This window comes from Curtobacterium sp. 458 (assembly GCF_030406605.1).
Lineage (GTDB): Bacteria > Actinomycetota > Actinomycetes > Actinomycetales > Microbacteriaceae > Curtobacterium.
The window spans coordinates 1,786,236-1,802,637 of the sequence record NZ_CP129104.1; the positions used below are offsets into that span (position 1 = coordinate 1,786,236).

The following is a 16,402-nucleotide window of genomic DNA, read 5'->3' on the forward strand; positions in this document are numbered from 1 at the left end:
CGATGGCGTCGCCGAACCGGAACGCCCGCTCGGCCGTGGTCCTGGGGCGTCTGCTCGGCATCGCGTTCCTGGTCTGCTTCGGCACCGGCGTCTACAGCCACCTCCTCCAGCAGCCGTTCCCGTGGATGCGCTTCCCCACCCGTCCCGTGCAGCTCTACCAGTTCACGCAGGGCCTGCACATCACCGCGGGGATCGCGATCATCCCGCTGCTCCTCGCGAAGCTCAACACCGTGATGCCCGCCCTGGTCCAGGTCCCCCCGGTGCGGGGGTTCCTGCACCTCCTCGAGCGGCTCTCCATCGCGGTGCTCGTGGCGGCGGCCATCGTGCAGGTGGGGACCGGGCTGCTGAACACGTACCAGTGGTACCCGTGGCCGTTCCCGTTCAAGCAGGTGCACAACGCGCTGGCGTACGTCATCATCGGCTCGCTCATCGTGCACGTCGCGGTGAAGCTGCGGGTCATCGCGCGGTACTGGCGGTCGCGCGACTCGTACGACGAGCACGGCCGGTTCGTGCCGGACGCGTCGGTGGGCAGCGAGCTGCTGCCGCCGGCGGCCGACCGGGAGGCGCGGGTCGACCCCGCCTCGGACGCCCCGGCCCCGCAGGCGGCCGCCTCCTACCCCCGCGGCCTCACCGGCCGCCTGCTCCGCTGGGTCGACGGCGCTCCCGCCGCGACCCCGGGCGGGGCCGAGCCTCGCGCTGAGCGACCGGACTCGGGGCCTGAGTCGCGAGAAGCGTCGCCGAGCGCGGGTCTCCGGGCGCCCGACGCGGCTCTCGGGGCCCCCGACGCGAGTCCCGGGGCGGAGCCGAGCCGTGCCTCCAGGCCGTCGACCGCGGCGACCAGCGGACGACGTGAGCGGATCGCCCGACGCGGGTTCTTCGCCGGGGTGACCGCCGCGACCGTCGGCGTCGTCGCCCTGACCGCCGGCCAGTCGAGCACGCTCGCCGAGCCGTTCAACGTGTTCGGTGCGCGCCAGCGGCACCGCGGTCCGAACGACCTGCCCGTCAACCGGACGGCGCGGGCGGCGGGGGTCCTCGCGACCGCGACCGCCGCGGACTGGGCGCTCACCGTCGTCGGACCGGCCGTCAGCCGGACGTTCTCGCGCGCCGAGCTCGTCGCGCTCGGGACGGCGCAGGCGGAACTGCCGATCTCCTGCGTCGAGGGCTGGAGCCAGATGGCGACCTGGCGCGGGGTGCGGATGCGCGACCTGCTGCTCGCCGTCCAGGCGGAGCCGGGGTCGAAGGTCCGCGTGACGAGCCTCGAGCGGCACGGCGGCTACCGGATCATGGACATGGGGCCCGAGTACGCGGAGGACCCGACGACCCTCGTGGCCCTCGAGCTGAACGGTGCGACGCTCGACCTCGACCACGGGTTCCCGGCGCGCATCATCGCTCCGGGCCGGCCCGGGGTGCTGCAGACGAAGTGGATCGAGAAGATCGAGGTGATCGCATGAAGGCCGCGCGGATCGTGCTCGTCGTGCTCGGTGTCCTGGTGATGGCGTTCGGTGCGTACGTCCTCGTGACGACCGTGCGACCGAACCGGATCTGGGGGCTCGCGACCTGGTTGCTCGGCGCTGTCGTCCTGCACGACGCCGTGCTCTCACCCTTCGTCGTGGGTGCCGGCCTCCTGCTCCGCCGGACCGGGCGCTCGATCCGGGCGTGGGTGCTCGTGGTCGTCCAGTCGGCCGTGGTGCTCGGGAGCGTGCTGGCCCTCGTGGTGCTGCCCGAGATCGCGGCGAAGGCACACGGGCAGAAGAACCCGACGATCCTGCCGTTCGACTACGGCGTCCGGTTGGCGATCGTCGAGGGGGTGCTGCTCGTCGTGGTGATCGCGGTGCTCGTCGTCGGCGGCCTGATGTCGAGGAATCGTCCACGAGCACTGGTTGAACCGACAACCAATCGGTAGACTCGGCCCATGCCCGAGCCGACCGACGACACCCCGTGGCTCGACCGCGCGCAGCTCCGTGCGTGGATGAAGCTCGTCGCGGTCATGGAGCTCCTGCCGGCGGCGCTCGACCAACAGCTCCAGCGTGACGCCGACCTGACGCACTTCGACTACATGGTCATCGCGATGCTCTCCGAGACGGAGTCGCGCACGCTGAGGATGTCCGCGCTGGCCTCGGCGACGAACGCGTCCCTGCCCCGGCTGTCCCACGTGGTGTCACGGCTCGAGAAGCGCGGGCTCGTCGCACGCTGCCCCTCCACCGACGACCGCCGGGCAACCGACGTGCGGCTCACCGACGACGGCTACGCGGCCATCGTCGAGGCGGCGCCGCAGCACGTGCGGACCGCGCGGACGTTCGTCATCGACGCGCTGACCGACGAGCAGGTGGGGCAACTCGACGCGATCACGATGGCGCTGCTCGGGCGCCTCGACCCCGAGGGTCGCTTCGCCGCGCTGACCTACCCGCGCGACGACGACGCCCCGACGATCTGCGAGGAGCGGCTCACCGGGCAGGGGCAGCCACCGCAGTAGGCGCGCGCTCGGGCTGCAATAGGCTCACCGCATGAACGCGCCCGCCGAGCCCTCCGACACGTACTCCTACCTCGGACCGGCCGGCACCTTCACCGAGGCGGCGCTCAAGCTCGTCGAGGCCGCCGCCGGCAAGCCCTGGCGGAGCGTGAACAACGTCGGCGAAGCGCTCGACGACGTCATGAGCGGCCGGTCGGTCGGTGCCGTGATCGCGATCGAGAACAGCGTCGACGGCGGAGTCAGCGCCACGCAAGACGCCCTCGCCCGGATCCCCGGCGTGCGGATCGTGGGGGAGTACCTCGTCCCGGTCGACTTCGTCCTCGTCGCACGGCACGGCACGACCCTCGCCGACGTGCGCACCGTGAACGCCCACCCCGTCGCCTACGCCCAGACGCACCAGTGGCTCGAGCAGCACCTCCCCGGACACGGGCACATCCCGGCGTCCTCGAACGTCGCCGCCGCCGTGTCCCTGCTCGACGAGCACCCCACCGCGGACGCCGCCGTCGCGCCTCCCGGGATCACCGACCACCACGACCTCGCGGTGCTGGCGTCCTCGATCGGTGACAACGCCTCGGCCGTGACACGGTTCGTGCTCGTGTCGCGGACGCTCGCCCTGCCCGAGCCGACCGGAGCCGACAAGACGAGCGTCATCGTCGAGCTGCCGAGCGAGCACCCCGGCGCCCTCGTCGACATGCTCGAGCAGTTCGCGACGCGGGGGATCAACATGGGGTTGCTGTCCTCGCGGCCGATCGGCGACGAGCTCGGCCGCTACCGGTTCGTCATCGACCTCGACGGGCACGTGCGCGACGAACGGGTGGCGGACGCGCTGCTCGGTCTCCGGCGGTTCAGCCCGCGCGTGACGTTCCTCGGGTCCTACCCGCGGGCCGACGGACAGCGACCCGAGGTGCCGGCGCGGTACTCGGACGAGGCGTTCGTCGAGGCGCGCGACTGGCTGCGGGCGATCGTCTCCGGCGAGCCCGACGCGCGGTAGCGCCCGGCCCCGGCCGCAGCCGACTCGTTGTCACGCGTCGAACCACGCAAGCGACATCGAACCGGGCCCTGCGGGTGGTTCGACGTCGCTTTCGAGGTGTGAAGCAGCGCGCTGGGGCCGCCCGGCCCGCCCGGCCGCGCGCGGCTACGGGACCTGGCGCGAGCCGTGGCGGTCGTCGCCCGGCGCCGGCACGCGGACCCGGAGGCCCAGCGGGTCGATGCGTGAGCGGAACGCCACGATCTTCCCGACCGGGTCGCCGTCCACCTCGAACTCGTCCGGACGCTCGAGCCGTGCCGTGAACTCCTGCCCGCGGAGGTACCGCAGGGGGCGTTCCTCGCGCGAGGCCGTCACGAGCTTCTGCCCGACGACCGTGTTCGCCAACGACGACCGTCGGAACGTCCGCAGGATCCCGTTCTCCCAGAACACCCGGGCACCGATCCGGACCCACCCGAAGAACCCGCGCGGTCGCATCACCGCGATGTCGAACACGCCGTCGTCGATCTCGGCGTCCGGCAGCAGGATGGCCCCGGCCTGGAGCTGCCCGCAGTTCCCGACGATGAGCGAGTGCGCCCGCGCCGAGTGGTTGCCCTCGTCGTCGAGCTGGTAGCGGAACTCGAACGCGTCGGCGTCCCGCACCGAGCGGAAGAGGGAGTCGACGTACGCGAGCCACCCGACGCGCTTCTTCAGCTCGGGCCGAGTGTTCGCGAGCATCCGTGCGTCGAGCCCGAGGCCGGCCATCACGAGGAAGCCGAACTTCTCGCGATCGCCGCCCTCACGCTCCACCGTGAGGGTGCCGAAGTCGATGGGGCGGTCGTCCCCGTGGAAGATCGTCCGCGCGCTCGCCTGCAGGTCGTCGAGCGGCAGCTTCATGTTGCGGGCGAGCAGGTTGCCCGTCCCGCTCGGCAGGAGGGCGAGGGCCGCGTCGGAGCCGTGCACGACCTCGGCGACGGCGCGGACGGTGCCGTCACCCCCGGCGGCCGCGACGACGTCGGCACCCGCCTCGATCGCGGCGCGGGTCATCCCGCCGCCCGGGTCCTCCTCCGTGGTCTCGAACCACAGGGTCTCGGCCCAGCCCGCGTCCCGCTGGAGCTGCTCGATCGTGTGCTTGAGGGTCGGCAGGTGCACCTTGACCGGGTTGTAGACGACGGCGGCCGTCTGCTGCTCGGTCTGGAGGGCGTCCGCAGGCGCGGTCTCCGAAGGGGTCGACATGCTGCCACGCTACCGACCGGATGCTGCGAGGGGATGCCGGACCGGCCATGAACCCGCCGGGAGGCGCGGGGCGGGCCCGCCACGGGCCTCCAGGCCGGCTCCTGGTGCGGCCCCCTTAGGATGGTGCGGTGATCGACCCCCAGCTGTTGCGCGACAACCCGGACGTCATCAAGGCCTCGCAGGAGGCGCGCGGCGCGTCCGTCGACGTCGTCGACGACGCCGTCGCCGCGGACGCGGCGAGGCGGAGCGCGATCACCTCGTTCGAGTCCCTCCGCGCCGAGCAGAACGCCTTCGGCAAGACCGTCGCGAAGGCCCCGAGGGACGAGAAGGCCGCCCTCGTGCAGCAGGCCCAGGCGCTCGCCGCGCAGGTGAAGGAGGCGCAGGCCACCGTCATCGAGGCCGAGGAGACCTTCAACACCGTCGTCCGCGCGATCCCGAACGTCGTGCTGCCGGACGTGCCCAAGGGTGGGGAGGACGACTTCGTCACGCTCCGCACCGTCGGCACGAAGCCCGAGTTCGACTTCGAGCCGAAGGACCACGCCGACCTCGGCGAGCACCTCGGCATCATCGACATCCCGCGAGGCGTGAAGGTGTCCGGCTCGCGGTTCTACTTCCTGCGTGGCCTCGGCGCACGGCTCGAGATCGCGCTCATGTCGCTCGGCCTCGACCGTGCCGTCGCCGCCGGGTTCGAGCCGCTCATCACCCCGACGCTCGTCCGCCCGGAGACGATGGCCGGCACCGGGTTCCTCGGGGAGCACGCGGCCGAGGTGTACCGCCTCGAGGCCGACGACCTCTACCTCACCGGCACGAGCGAGGTCGCCCTCGCCGGGTTCCACGCCGACGAGATCCTCCCGCTCGCCGACGGCGAGGCACACCGCTACGCCGGCTGGTCGACCTGCTACCGCCGCGAGGCCGGGTCCGCGGGCAAGGACAACCGCGGCATCCTCCGCGTGCACCAGTTCAACAAGCTCGAGATGTTCTCGTACGTCCACCCGGACCAGGCCGAGGCCGAACACGAGAAGCTCGTCGGGTACCAGGAGTCGATGCTCCAGGACCTCGGCCTGCACTACCGCGTGATCGACGTCGCCGGCGGAGACCTCGGCACGAGTGCCGCGCGCAAGTTCGACATCGAGGCGTGGGTCCCGACGCAGGGCACGTTCCGCGAACTCACGTCGACCTCGAACTGCACGACGTTCCAGGCCCGTCGTCTCGACATCCGGTACCGCACGGAGTCCGGGAAGACCGCTCCCGTCGCGACCCTGAACGGCACGCTCGCCACCACGCGGTGGATCGTCGCGATCCTCGAGACGCACCAGCAGGCCGACGGGTCGGTCGTCGTCCCCGAGGTGCTCCGGCCGTACCTCGGCGGCGTCGAGGTGATCGAGCCCCGATGACCTCCCACGAGCGGTTCGTCGACGGGTCCGGCGACGGCGGAGCCGCGGCTGCCGGTACTGCCGCTGCCGCTGGTGGCGCTGCCCCGGCGCGGACGAAGCGCTGGCTCGTCGCGCTGGACATCGACGGCACGACCATGCGCGAGGACGGCGTCATCACCGACACCGTGATCGCCGCCGTCCGCGATGCCGAGGCCGCAGGGCACGAGGTCATGCTGTCCACGGGTCGCAGCGAGAGCATGACCGTCCCGCTGCTCGACACCCTCGGCATCCGTCCGAAGTACCTCGTCGTCGCGAACGGCGCCCTCACGCTCCGTCGGCGTGAGGACGGTTCCTACGAGCACGCCCACGTCGAGCGCTTCGACCCGACCGAGGTGCTGCAGACCATCCACGGTGCCCTCGCCGACGCCGCGTTCGGCGTCGAGGACGAAGACGGCCACTTCCTGCTGTCCGGCAACTTCCCCGACGACACCATGACCGTCCAGGGTGAGCACGTCCCGTTCGAGAAGCTGCTCGGCGTCGAGGCGACCCGTGTCGTCGTGATCTCACCCGGGCACGACACCGAGGACTTCCTGCAGGTCGTCGAGCGCATGGGGCTGCACAAGGTCTCGTACTCGGTCGGCTGGACCTCGTGGCTCGACATCGCTCCCGAGGGTGTGACGAAGGCCACGGCCATGGAACGCGTCCGCGAGTGGCTCGACATCCCGCGCTCCCGGGTGTTCGCCGCGGGTGACGGGCGGAACGACATCGACATGCTGCGGTGGGCGTCCACCTCCGGCCGCGGGGTCGCGATGGGTCAGGCTCCGGACGACGTGGTCGACGCAGGCAACGAGCTCACCGGCGGTGTCACGGACGACGGGCTCGCGGCGGCGCTCGACACGCTGCCGCGGTAGCGCTCTCGCTCGTCTCGCTGGCCACGCTGGAGGCCCGCTAGACTTCCCGGGACGCGGTCACGTCTCGCCACGTGGTCGCGTCACTGGAGGGTTGTCCGAGCGGCCGATGGAGCCTGTCTTGAAAACAGGTGGGCAGTGATGTCTCGTGGGTTCGAATCCCACACCCTCCGCCACGAGCTCTCCGAGACCGGTCGGCTCCTCAGCGCGACCGGACCGGGGCCGACGGGTGGTCGGCGTGGGCGGGTGACGCGTCCAGGTCGTCCTCGGTGACCACGAGCTCGGTCAGGGACAGTGCGTGACCGAGCACCTCGGCCAGGACGATCACCGCGCACCCCACGAAGACGTAGGTCCACCCGCCGAGTCGCCTCCGCAACGACCTGCTCGATCTCGACGGCATGTCGTGGCCTCTCGGTCGTGGTGCGCGGTCGGACGCACGCAGCTCGTGCCCGAAGTGATCGAACCACGATGCCCGCCGGAACGTCGCCGACGACGGGGCCGATGCGGAAAGTGCACGAGGGAAGACCCTCCGTCGGGTCGACGTCTCGCCCGGTCAGCCCCGGACGCTGAACGCCGCGAGTTCCGCGCGGGTGCGGGCCCCGTGCTTCCGGAGCAGGTTCGCCACGTGGTACTTCACCGTGTTCACGCTGATGCCGAGCCCCTCGGCGATCTCACGGTTCCCGACGCCGGTCGCCACGAGCCGCAGCACGTCGCGCTCCCGTGCGGTGAGGTCGGTGTCGTCCGGCACGTCGAGCGCGGTGGGGGAGGGGTCGAGGGGCAGCGCGATGTCGAGCGTCGAACCCCAACCAGGCGTCGAGTCCACCGCGAGGGTGCCGTCGAGGGCGACGACCCGCTCGGCGATGGGGCGCACGGCGTCGTCGTGGGCGTCGAGCGTGCCGGCACCGTCGTCGCGGAGCTGCATGAGGAGGTTCCGGCCGTCGCAGTCCCACTGGATGCGCACCCGCCGAGCCGCCCCGTCGTCGACGAGCGCGAGGACCGCGGTCCGGACGATCGCGCGGGCGCTGTGGGCGACGTCCCCGGGCAGGGCGCGGCCGGTGGCGGGTGGCTCGACGAACTGCACGTCGAGGTCGCCGAAGCGAACGAGCGGGCGGAGGTCGGCGCGGAGGCGTGAGAACGCGCCGGTCACGGGTTCGAGGAGGCTGCTGCGCTGTCGGTCGCTCGAGGTCCGCAGTTCGACGAGCGCGGCCGAGGCGATCTCGACGGCCTCGGCGCGGGCAGCAGCGTCGGAGAGCCTGTTCGAGCGGAGGGCGGCGAGCACGGACTCGAGCGTCAGCGCGTGCCGGTCCGCCGTCTCGGCGACGGTCCGGGCGTGCTCGGCGGCGGCCGTCCTGCTGGCTGGAGCGTGCACGTCCGATCCCACGATCTGAACCTACCCGTCCCACCCGAACGGACTGCCCCACCCGATCGGACGGGGGCACCGTGCGCCCGAGCGGCTCCGTACGCCGTGCCACCAGGCCACCATCGGACCCATGCCCACCACCACCGTCGCGGACGCCCTCGGTGCGATCGGGAGCGAGCTGCAGGACACCCTCGCCGCGCTCCGCTCGGCCGATCCCGCCCCGTTCGAGCGTGCCCTCACGCTGCTCGCCGAGGCCGACCGGGTCTTCGTCCACGGCGCAGGCCGCTCGGGCCTCGCGCTCCGGATGACCGCGATGCGCCTCATGCACCTCGGACTCGACGTGCACGTCGTCGGCGAGGTCACGTCCCCGGCGATCCGCGAGGACGACGTGCTCCTCGTCGCGAGCGGCTCCGGCGCCACGAGCGGCATCGCCCAGGCGGCGCGCACGGCAGCCGGCGTCGGCGCCCGGGTGCTCGCCGTCAGCACGACGGACGACTCCCCGCTGTCCGAGGTCGCCGACACCACGCTCGTGGTCCCGGCGGCGACGAAGACCGACCGCTCCGGGACCGCCTCGGCGCAGTACGCCGGAAGCCTCTTCGAGCAGGCCGTCGCCCTCCTCGGGGACGCCCTGTTCCACGCGCTCTGGCAGCGCAGCGGACACTCCGCCGACGACCTGTGGCCCCGCCACGCCAACCTCGAATGACCCACCACCGGAAGGACACCACCATGCAGCTCCAGTTCGCCATGGACACCCTGACCACCGAGCACGCCCTCGAACTCGCCGGCAAGGCGGCACCGTACGTCGACGTCATCGAGCTCGGCACCCCGCTCATCAAGAGCGCCGGCCTCTCCGCGATCACCGCGGTGAAGGAGGCGCACCCGGACAAGATCGTCTTCGCGGACCTCAAGACGATGGACGCCGGTGAGCTCGAGGCCGACATCGCCTTCCAGGCCGGTGCCGACCTCGTGACCGTCCTCGGCGTCGCCGGTGACAGCACGATCGCGGGTGCCGTCAAGGCCGCGAAGCAGCACGGCAAGGGCATCGTCGTCGACCTCATCGGCGTGCCGGACAAGGCGGCCCGTGCGAAGGAGGTCACCGCGCTCGGCGTCGAGTTCGTCGAGATGCACGCCGGGCTCGACGAGCAGGCCGAGGAGGGCTTCACCTTCGAGACGCTCCTGCGCGACGGCGAGGCCTCCGGCGTCGACTTCTCGGTCGCCGGTGGCATCACCACGGACACGATCGCCGCAGTGCAGGCCTCGGGCGCCCGCGTGGCGGTCGCCGGCAGCGCGATCTACAGCGCCGACGACGTCGCCGCGGCGGCCTCCGCCCTGCGCGACGCGATCACGGAGCCGGTAGCGGCCTGATCCTCACCACCCCACGGACTGGAGGCCCGACACCAGCTGGTGTCGGGCCTCCCGTCCGTTCCGGGGTCGAGACCAGGGCCCGACGTCAGCCGACGAGACCGGTCACCACGTCGTGCACCACGCGCGCGGCGCGCGCAGCCGCGTCGTCAAGGTGCTCCTTGAACTCGTCCCCGTCGGGAGCACAGAGGTCGCTGATGCAGCGGACCGACACGAACGGCATGTCGTGCACGTGCGCGAACTGCGCGATCGCCGCCGTCTCCATGTCGACCGCCGCGACCGTCGGGAAGGCCTCGCGGAGCAGGCGTGCTCGCCCCTCGGTCACGAAGATCTCGCTCGAGCCGATGGTCGCGGCGCGCATCGGGTACCCGGCGTCCGAGGCGAGCGCGAGGTCGACCAGCCGCTGGTCGGGCTCGTACCCGGCGGGCATGCCCGGCACCTGGCCCAGGGCGTAGCCGAAGGCGGTCGCGTCGGCGTTGAGGTTCACGTAGTGGTCGCCCACGACGACGTCGCCGATCGCGACACCGTGCATGAGGCCGCCGGCGGTACCGACGCTGATCACGGGGATGCCGGGGCCGAAGTCGTGGAAGGCGTGTGCTGCCGCGGCCGTGGCGTTGGTGAACCCGATGCCGCTCCGGCGGACCGCGACGGTCGCACCGCCGACGTCGAGCAGGTGGTGCTCGTCGTGACCGCCGACGGGGCCGTCGAGGATGGGGGTGCCGCCGAGGAGACCGGCGAAGGCGCCGACCTCCTCGCTCATGGCGGCGATGACGACCGCGATCGGTGGGTGGTGCACTGATCGAGTCTCGCACGCTCAGCGGGTGCGAGAAGCCCCCACGGTGACGACCACGGCGTCGACGAGCAGGAAGAGGAGCAGCGTGACGCCGACCGTCGGGAGCAGCGCACCGAGGAGCGCGGCGACGAGTGCGACGAGCGCGACGCCCCAGCCCGGCGCGCGGGCGAGGGCCCCGGCTGCGGGAGCCCGGCCGGTGCGGGCGCCGGCGGGGCGGCGCTGCCACCACATCACGTACCCGAAGACGACCATGGCGGCGATGCCGAGGGCGGCGAGGACGAGCACGATCTGGTTCGGCAGCCCGAACAGGACGCCCATGTGGGTGTTGACGCCGAGCTTCGCGGCCTTCGCCATGAGCGGGTAGTCCGACCAGTGCACCTCGGACACGACCTGCGCGTCGGCGGGGTCGACCGCGACGGCGTCCATCGCGACGGGCCAGGTCTGCTTGCTCTCCTCGACCGTCCACGCCTGGTCGGACGCGGTCGGCACGTGGATGCGGACCTCCGCGGCGTCGATGTCGGCTGCGCGGGCTGCGGACAGGACGGTGTCGAACTGGTCCGGCGTGACCACGGGGGCCGCAGCCGTCGGGGCATCGCTGCCGTGGTGGCCGGCGTGCTCTCCGTGGCCGTCGGTCGTGCCGGCTCCGGTCGTCGCCGGAGCGCCGAGGGTCGTGTCGACCGCGGGGGCCTGCCAGCTCAGCGCCGACCGGATCGCCGTGACGTTGTCGCCCGCGAAGTGCGACCACGTGATCCCCGTCGCCGAGAGGAAGAGCGCGCCGAGCAGGACCCACACGCCCGTCGCTGCATGCCAGGAGAACGTCCGCCGGTACCCGCGCGCCCGGTTGTCGGGGATGACGAGTTCGCGCTTGCGTCGGGCCCGTCGGATGCGCACCACCCAGAGGGCGACGCCGGCGAGCGACACGATGCCGAGCCACGACGCGGCGGTCTCGCTGTAGAGCCGCCCGACGTCGCCGAGCAGCAGGCTGCGGTGCACGGTGCTCACCCACGTGCGGAAGGGGAGGGAGCCGGACGTGCCGTACACGGGGAGGTCGCCGCGGACCTCGGCGGTGCCCGGGTCGACGAAGACCGCGCGGGTGGTGGACGCAGCGAGACCCTCCTCGGTGAACATCACGCGCGTGGTCGTGCCGGCGCTCGGGGCCGGGCGGACCTCCGTCACGCTGTCGCCCGGGTGGTGACGGTCGACGTACCGCTCGGCAGCGGACACCTGGTCGGCGAGGGGCATCGTCGTCGCGCTCGCCGGGGCGGTGAGCTCGTGGGCGTACACGACACGCTCGATCGAGGGCGCCACGGCGTACACGGCCCCGGACAGTGCGGCGACGAGGATGAACGGGCCGACGAACAGCCCGGCGAGGAAGTGCAGGCGGAGCAGGAGCTGGGGGAACCAGCCCGCGCTGGACGTGGGTGCGGGGGCGTGCGGCATCGGGACTCTCCGGTGTCGGGCGCGACCTCGTGCCGCACGGCATGTGACTCTACAAGATGTAGAGAATCCGGATCGCCGCAGTGCGCGTACCGTCTCCCCGACGAGGAGGCACGGGTGATCGAGGTGGTCGAGTACCGGGACGAGTGGCGCAACCGGTTCGGGCTGCTGCGTGCTGCCTACTCGGCTGCTCTCGACCGCGCAGGTGTCCGGCACCGCATTGAGCACGTCGGCAGCACATCGGTCCCGGGGCTCGCAGCGAAGCCCGTCGTCGACGTGGACGTCGTGGTTGCGGAGAACGACGTGCCCGCCGCCGTCGGCGCACTCGCGACGATCGGCTTCGTGCCCCGCGGCGACCTCGGCATCGCGGGCCGCGAAGCCTTCCGGACCCCGGACCGGTTCGCACCGAGCAACACCTACGTCGTCGCCGAGGGATCGCTCGCGCTCCGCAACCACCTCGGCGTGCGGGACGTCCTGCGTGCCGACGGCGCGCTCCGGGACGAGTACGCGGCGGTGAAGCGGCGAGCGGGGCAGGAGGCAGTGGACATCGACGCGTACATCGCCCGGAAGAGCGACGTCCTCGACCGGGTCCTCCGCGCAGCCGGTCTCACCGACCAGGAGCGGGCGTTGATCGCCGCGAGCACGCGGGGCATCACCGGACGGGGCGCCGCGGGCTGACCTCACCCTGCGTCATGGCTGCGACGAGACACCGCGTGATCGACGGGTGTTTCGTCGGAACATGCACGTGCATCCGATGCACGTGCACCGAGCGACGAAGCACCGCGTGATCGACAGGTGCATCGTCGGAGTCGCCGTGCGAGAGGGGCGTGGCCCGAGGTGACCCGGCGCCCGACGGGAGGCCCGTGGTGGGCCCGCCACGGGCCTCCCGGCCGGTGGGTGGGTGCGTCAGCGACGCACGTCGCACCCGCAACTCGCACCGAGGACCAGCTGCGGCGGGACGAGTCGACGGTGCCCCTCGTCGGCACCGTCGCCGAGGACGCGGTCGACCGCCTCCCGTGCCATCACCTCGATCGGCTGCCGCACGGTGGTGAGCTGGGGGTTCGTGTAGTCCGCCTCGGCGGCACCGTCGAACGAGACGATCGCGACGTCCTCGGGGACGCGCAGCCCGAGCTCGAACAGCGCACGCATCACGCCGATCGCCTGCATGTCCGAGCTGACGAAGACGGCGCGGGGGCCGGTGCCGTCGCCGAACATGCGGAGTCCGGCTTCGTACCCGCCCCGGCGCGTGAAGTCGCAGCGGACGATCGGACCGTCCGGGTGCCCGGCGCCGCGGAGGGCCCGCATCCAGCCCTGCTCGCGGAGCTCCATCGTGCCGGCGTGGCCCATCACGAGGCCGATCGACCCGTAGCCGTGCTCGATGAGGTGCCGGGTGCCGTCGAGGGCACCGCGGAGGGCGTCGACCCCGATGCTGACGTAGTGGGGGACCTCGAAGAAGGTGTTGAGCAGCACCATCGGGATGCCGGGGTCGGTCACGGTGGAGAGGTCCGGGTGCGTCTGGATGCTCGTCACGATGATGCCGTCGACCTGGCGGGCGGACAGGGTGCGGAGGCGTTCGCGCTCCTGGGTGCTGTCGCCGTCGCTGTTGGCGAGGAGGACGTCGTACCCGCGCGCGGCGGCGGCGTGCGTCACCTCGACGGCGAGCTCCGACCAGAACGGGTTGTCGAGCTCGGGGACGATCAGTCCGAGCATCTTCGAGGAGCCGGTGCGGAGGGCCTGGGCGCTCGCGTTCGGGCGGTAGCCGAGGACGCGGATGGCCTCGCGGACCCGGGCGGCGGTCTCCGCGGCGACGGGGCGGGGGCCGTCGTGCACGACGTAGCTCACGACGGAGGTGCTCACCCCGGCGTACCGGGCGACGTCCGCGCGCGTGACCGCCCGCGGGGTGGTCGGGGTGCTCACGGGGGCCTCCTGGATGGCGTTCGGGTGCCGGACCGTGCGGCCCGGCACCCGAACGGTGGGGTCCGGCCGCCGACCCGGAGGGGTCGGCAGCCGGACCGCTGTCGTCGCTGCGATCCTAGACGGCGGTCGACGGGCCGCCGGCCGTGGCCGCGTTGTCCGACCCCGCTGCTGCTTCGGCCGGTTCCGGGGCGTCACCGAAGTCGGGCACCTCGAGGCGGACGCCACCCTGCAGCGCGGACTGGTGGGCGATGATGCCGGGCAGCGTGAACCGGGCGGCGGTCCAGGCGTTCACCGGGGGCAGGGTCCGGTCGACGACGGCGCGGACGAAGTCGTCGGCGAGGAACTGGTGGCTGCCCTCGTGGCCGGTCGGCACCCCGTCGTACTCGGACGGCAGACGCGAGGTGTCGTGCACCGGGGCGTACCCGGAGACGAACGCGTCGCGGAGGGACGGGTCGACGCCGGCGAGGCGGGGGTCGTCGAGGGACATCGTCGCCTGCGTGTCGATCTGGTCGCTGATGTCGACCGAGTCCTGCTTGTCCTGCCAGACGCTGACCTTCGCGAGCTGCTCGAAGCTGCCCTCGGTGCCGAAGTACCGGAAGCGGGACTCCCGGATGTGCGACGGGTAGCCGACGCGGCGCATCTCGTTGATGCGGACGACGCCGCCGTTGTCGAGCTCGAACAGCGCGGTCGCGTTCGAGAAGTCGTTGTCGAACTGGCTGACGTCCTTGTCGAAGACGCCGTCGCCGCGGTCGTCCTTGACGCCGATGCAGCTCACGCTGACCGCATGGCCGGGGATCGCGCCGAGGACGCCGCCGACGGAGTGCGTCGGGTAGAGCATGGGCGGGTAGCTGGCCGTGCGCTTCCAGTCCTCGCCGCCGCTGAACTGGTACGCGGCGTAGAACCCGAGGTCCATGTCGTGGACGTAGTCGCCCTCGGCGTAGAACACCCGGCCGAACGCCCCCTCGGCGACCTTCTTCCGGGCGAACACCGTCGCCGGGTTGTAGTAGCTCGTCTCGCCCATCACGTAGGTGAGACCGGTCTCGCGGACCGTGTCGATGATCGCGCGGATCTCGTCGACCGAGATCGCCATCGGGACGGCGGAGTACACGTGCTTGCCGGCGCGGAGGGCCTGCACGACCAGCGGTCCGTGGGTCCAGCGCTGCGTGAAGATCGCGACCGCGTCGACGTCGGACGCGAGCGCGGCGTCGAAGTCCGCGAAGGTGCCGTCGAGGTGCTGCTCCGCGACGAGGTCGGACGCGCGGTCCTCGACGAGGTCCGTCACGAACACCCGGTCGACGTCGGGGTGGAGCTTGAACAGCTTGGCGAACTGGGGCGCGAACTGGCCGGCTCCGACCATGGCGATGGAGATCATCGGGGACCTTTCCGAAGTGGTGTGCATGCATCGCCGGGCAGGTCGCGCCGGTGCGATCCCCGTCAGCATTCCACGATCGTCTACTCGTGACAACCCCCTGTTACGACTGCTGAAAGTGCCTCTTGTCGACGACAGTCTCCACGTGTAGATTCCCGGCCACGGACTGCTGCTTCGAGCCAGTCCACCGCAGACGAAGGAGTCGCGATGGTCACCGAGAGCCCCGTGTCGTCAACCCTGACGACCGCCAGCACGAGACGGCAGGGTCGCGTCGCCGACCGTGCCCGTGCCGGCACCACCTCCCCACGCCGCCGTCCACGGAACGACCTCTGGCTCGCGCTGGTCTTCATCGCGCCCGCCACGGTCGGCTTCCTGCTGTTCCTGGCGTGGCCGACCGTCCGGGGCATCTACCTGAGCTTCACGACCTACAACCTGCTGACCCCGCCGGTGTTCACCGGCCTGCAGAACTACGTCCGTCTCGTGCAGGACTCGATCTTCTGGAACTCGATGGCGGTGACCGTCGAGTACGTGCTCCTCAACATCGGCTTCCAGACGATCCTCGCGCTGTTCATCGCCGTGATGATGCACCGGCTCACGAAGTCCACGTTCCTCCGCGGCATCGTCCTCGCGCCGTACCTCGTGTCGAACGTCGTCGCCGCGCTCATCTGGCTGTGGATCCTCGACACGCAGCTCGGCATCGGCAACGAGATCCTGTCGGCGATCGGCGTCGGACGCATCCCGTTCCTGCAGAGCGACTTCTGGGGCATCCCGACGATCGCGTTCATCAACGTCTGGCGGAACGTCGGGTACACCGCTCTGCTCATCTTCGCGGGGCTCCAGGCGCTGCCCGAGCAGGTCTACGAAGCGGGCCGCATCGACGGTGCGAGCGAGTGGAAGATGTTCTGGCGGATCACCGTCCCGCTCCTGCGGCCGATCCTCTCGCTCGTCCTCATCATCACGATCATCGGCTCGTTCCAGGTGTTCGACACCGTCGCGGTCACGACCCAGGGCGGGCCGGCGAACGCCACGAACGTGGTGCAGAACTACATCTACAACCTCGCCTTCGGCCGGTTCCAGTTCGGCTACGCGTCCGCCGTCTCGGTGGCCCTCCTCATCGTCCTCAGCGTCATCACGTTCATCCAGTACCGCCTCTCGCGCTCCGGCGAGAGCGACCTGGACTGACGCGGCCGCCCACCAGACCTCCCGGAAAGCG

Annotated in this window: 17 protein-coding genes and 1 tRNA gene; 11 read left to right on the plus strand and 7 right to left on the minus strand. The window is 71.7% G+C overall.

Going from position 1 to position 16,402, the window contains the following annotated elements:
* Positions 1 to 2 precede the first annotated feature (2 nt).
* Genes QPJ90_RS08895 through pheA form a run of 4 tightly spaced genes read left to right on the plus strand, consistent with a single transcriptional unit; the run spans position 3 to position 3,461 of the window.
* Entirely contained in the window at positions 3 to 1,451 is a 1,449-nt protein-coding gene (locus QPJ90_RS08895) for a molybdopterin-dependent oxidoreductase (protein ID WP_290134076.1), read from the plus strand.
* Positions 1,448 to 1,903, plus strand: coding sequence for a hypothetical protein (locus tag QPJ90_RS08900; RefSeq protein WP_290134077.1), 456 nt, complete (start codon positions 1,448 to 1,450; stop codon positions 1,901 to 1,903). The genes QPJ90_RS08895 and QPJ90_RS08900 overlap by 4 nt, the downstream gene beginning before the upstream one ends.
* Positions 1,904 to 1,912: 9 nt before the next feature.
* Positions 1,913 to 2,473: a MarR family transcriptional regulator gene (locus tag QPJ90_RS08905; protein WP_290134079.1), complete on the plus strand. Its 561-nt coding sequence runs from the start codon at positions 1,913 to 1,915 to the stop codon at positions 2,471 to 2,473.
* A gap of 31 nt (positions 2,474 to 2,504) precedes the next feature.
* Entirely contained in the window at positions 2,505 to 3,461 is a 957-nt protein-coding gene (gene pheA, locus QPJ90_RS08910) for a prephenate dehydratase (protein WP_290134080.1), read from the plus strand.
* Positions 3,462 to 3,605: 144 nt separating this feature from the next.
* Here the strand turns inward: pheA and QPJ90_RS08915 are convergent, their stop codons facing one another.
* Positions 3,606 to 4,670, minus strand: a complete 1,065-nt coding sequence (locus QPJ90_RS08915; RefSeq protein ID WP_290134081.1) for a diacylglycerol kinase family protein — start codon at positions 4,668 to 4,670, stop codon at positions 3,606 to 3,608.
* A gap of 128 nt (positions 4,671 to 4,798) precedes the next feature.
* Between QPJ90_RS08915 and serS the strand changes: the two genes are divergently transcribed.
* The 3 genes from serS (at position 4,799) to QPJ90_RS08930 (ending at position 7,127) form a co-directional block, all read left to right on the plus strand.
* The gene (gene serS / locus QPJ90_RS08920; protein WP_290134082.1) at positions 4,799 to 6,064 is read left to right on the plus strand and encodes a serine--tRNA ligase; all 1,266 of its coding nucleotides are present in this window, start codon (positions 4,799 to 4,801) and stop codon (positions 6,062 to 6,064) included.
* Positions 6,061 to 6,954, plus strand: coding sequence for an HAD-IIB family hydrolase (locus QPJ90_RS08925; RefSeq protein ID WP_290134084.1), 894 nt, complete (start codon positions 6,061 to 6,063; stop codon positions 6,952 to 6,954). Before serS ends, QPJ90_RS08925 begins: the two co-directional genes overlap by 4 nt.
* 85 nt (positions 6,955 to 7,039) lie before the next feature.
* Positions 7,040 to 7,127 (plus strand) — tRNA-Ser (locus QPJ90_RS08930).
* A gap of 26 nt (positions 7,128 to 7,153) precedes the next feature.
* Here QPJ90_RS08930 and QPJ90_RS08935 read toward each other — a convergent pair.
* On the minus strand, positions 7,154 to 7,327 hold the full coding sequence (locus QPJ90_RS08935) for a hypothetical protein (RefSeq protein WP_290134085.1): 174 nt from the start codon (positions 7,325 to 7,327) through the stop codon (positions 7,154 to 7,156).
* A gap of 177 nt (positions 7,328 to 7,504) precedes the next feature.
* Positions 7,505 to 8,320 (minus strand): LuxR C-terminal-related transcriptional regulator, encoded by an 816-nt coding sequence (locus tag QPJ90_RS08940; protein ID WP_290134086.1) that lies wholly within the window; start codon positions 8,318 to 8,320, stop codon positions 7,505 to 7,507.
* Between the two features lie 121 nt (positions 8,321 to 8,441).
* Here QPJ90_RS08940 and hxlB point away from each other — a divergent pair, with 121 nt between their 5' ends.
* Complete coding sequence (gene hxlB / locus QPJ90_RS08945) at positions 8,442 to 9,014, plus strand: 6-phospho-3-hexuloisomerase (RefSeq protein ID WP_290134088.1); 573 nt, start codon at positions 8,442 to 8,444, stop codon at positions 9,012 to 9,014.
* A 23-nt stretch (positions 9,015 to 9,037) separates the two neighbouring features.
* Entirely contained in the window at positions 9,038 to 9,676 is a 639-nt protein-coding gene (gene hxlA / locus QPJ90_RS08950) for a 3-hexulose-6-phosphate synthase (protein WP_290134089.1), read from the plus strand.
* A gap of 85 nt (positions 9,677 to 9,761) precedes the next feature.
* On the opposite strand, the gene mtnN is transcribed toward hxlA, so the two are convergent.
* On the minus strand, positions 9,762 to 10,469 hold the full coding sequence (gene mtnN, locus QPJ90_RS08955; RefSeq protein ID WP_290134090.1) for a 5'-methylthioadenosine/S-adenosylhomocysteine nucleosidase: 708 nt from the start codon (positions 10,467 to 10,469) through the stop codon (positions 9,762 to 9,764).
* Positions 10,470 to 10,487: 18 nt separating this feature from the next.
* A complete protein-coding gene (locus QPJ90_RS08960; RefSeq protein ID WP_290134091.1) occupies positions 10,488 to 11,906 on the minus strand; it encodes a PepSY domain-containing protein in 1,419 nt (472 codons plus the stop codon).
* A 114-nt stretch (positions 11,907 to 12,020) separates the two neighbouring features.
* Here QPJ90_RS08960 and QPJ90_RS08965 point away from each other — a divergent pair, with 114 nt between their 5' ends.
* Positions 12,021 to 12,581 carry a GrpB family protein gene (locus QPJ90_RS08965; protein WP_290134092.1) on the plus strand — a complete coding sequence of 187 codons (561 nt, stop codon included), beginning with the start codon at positions 12,021 to 12,023 and terminating at the stop codon, positions 12,579 to 12,581.
* Between the two features lie 228 nt (positions 12,582 to 12,809).
* Here QPJ90_RS08965 and QPJ90_RS08970 read toward each other — a convergent pair whose 3' ends face one another.
* Together QPJ90_RS08970 and QPJ90_RS08975 are read right to left on the minus strand one after the other, a co-directional pair.
* On the minus strand, positions 12,810 to 13,820 hold the full coding sequence (locus QPJ90_RS08970; protein WP_290134093.1) for a LacI family DNA-binding transcriptional regulator: 1,011 nt from the start codon (positions 13,818 to 13,820) through the stop codon (positions 12,810 to 12,812).
* Positions 13,821 to 13,935: 115 nt separating this feature from the next.
* A complete protein-coding gene (locus tag QPJ90_RS08975) occupies positions 13,936 to 15,192 on the minus strand; it encodes a Gfo/Idh/MocA family oxidoreductase (RefSeq protein ID WP_290134094.1) in 1,257 nt (418 codons plus the stop codon).
* A 204-nt stretch (positions 15,193 to 15,396) separates the two neighbouring features.
* Between QPJ90_RS08975 and QPJ90_RS08980 the strand changes: the two genes are divergently transcribed.
* The gene (locus QPJ90_RS08980) at positions 15,397 to 16,371 is read left to right on the plus strand and encodes a sugar ABC transporter permease (RefSeq protein ID WP_290134095.1); all 975 of its coding nucleotides are present in this window, start codon (positions 15,397 to 15,399) and stop codon (positions 16,369 to 16,371) included.
* Positions 16,372 to 16,402 lie beyond the last annotated feature (31 nt).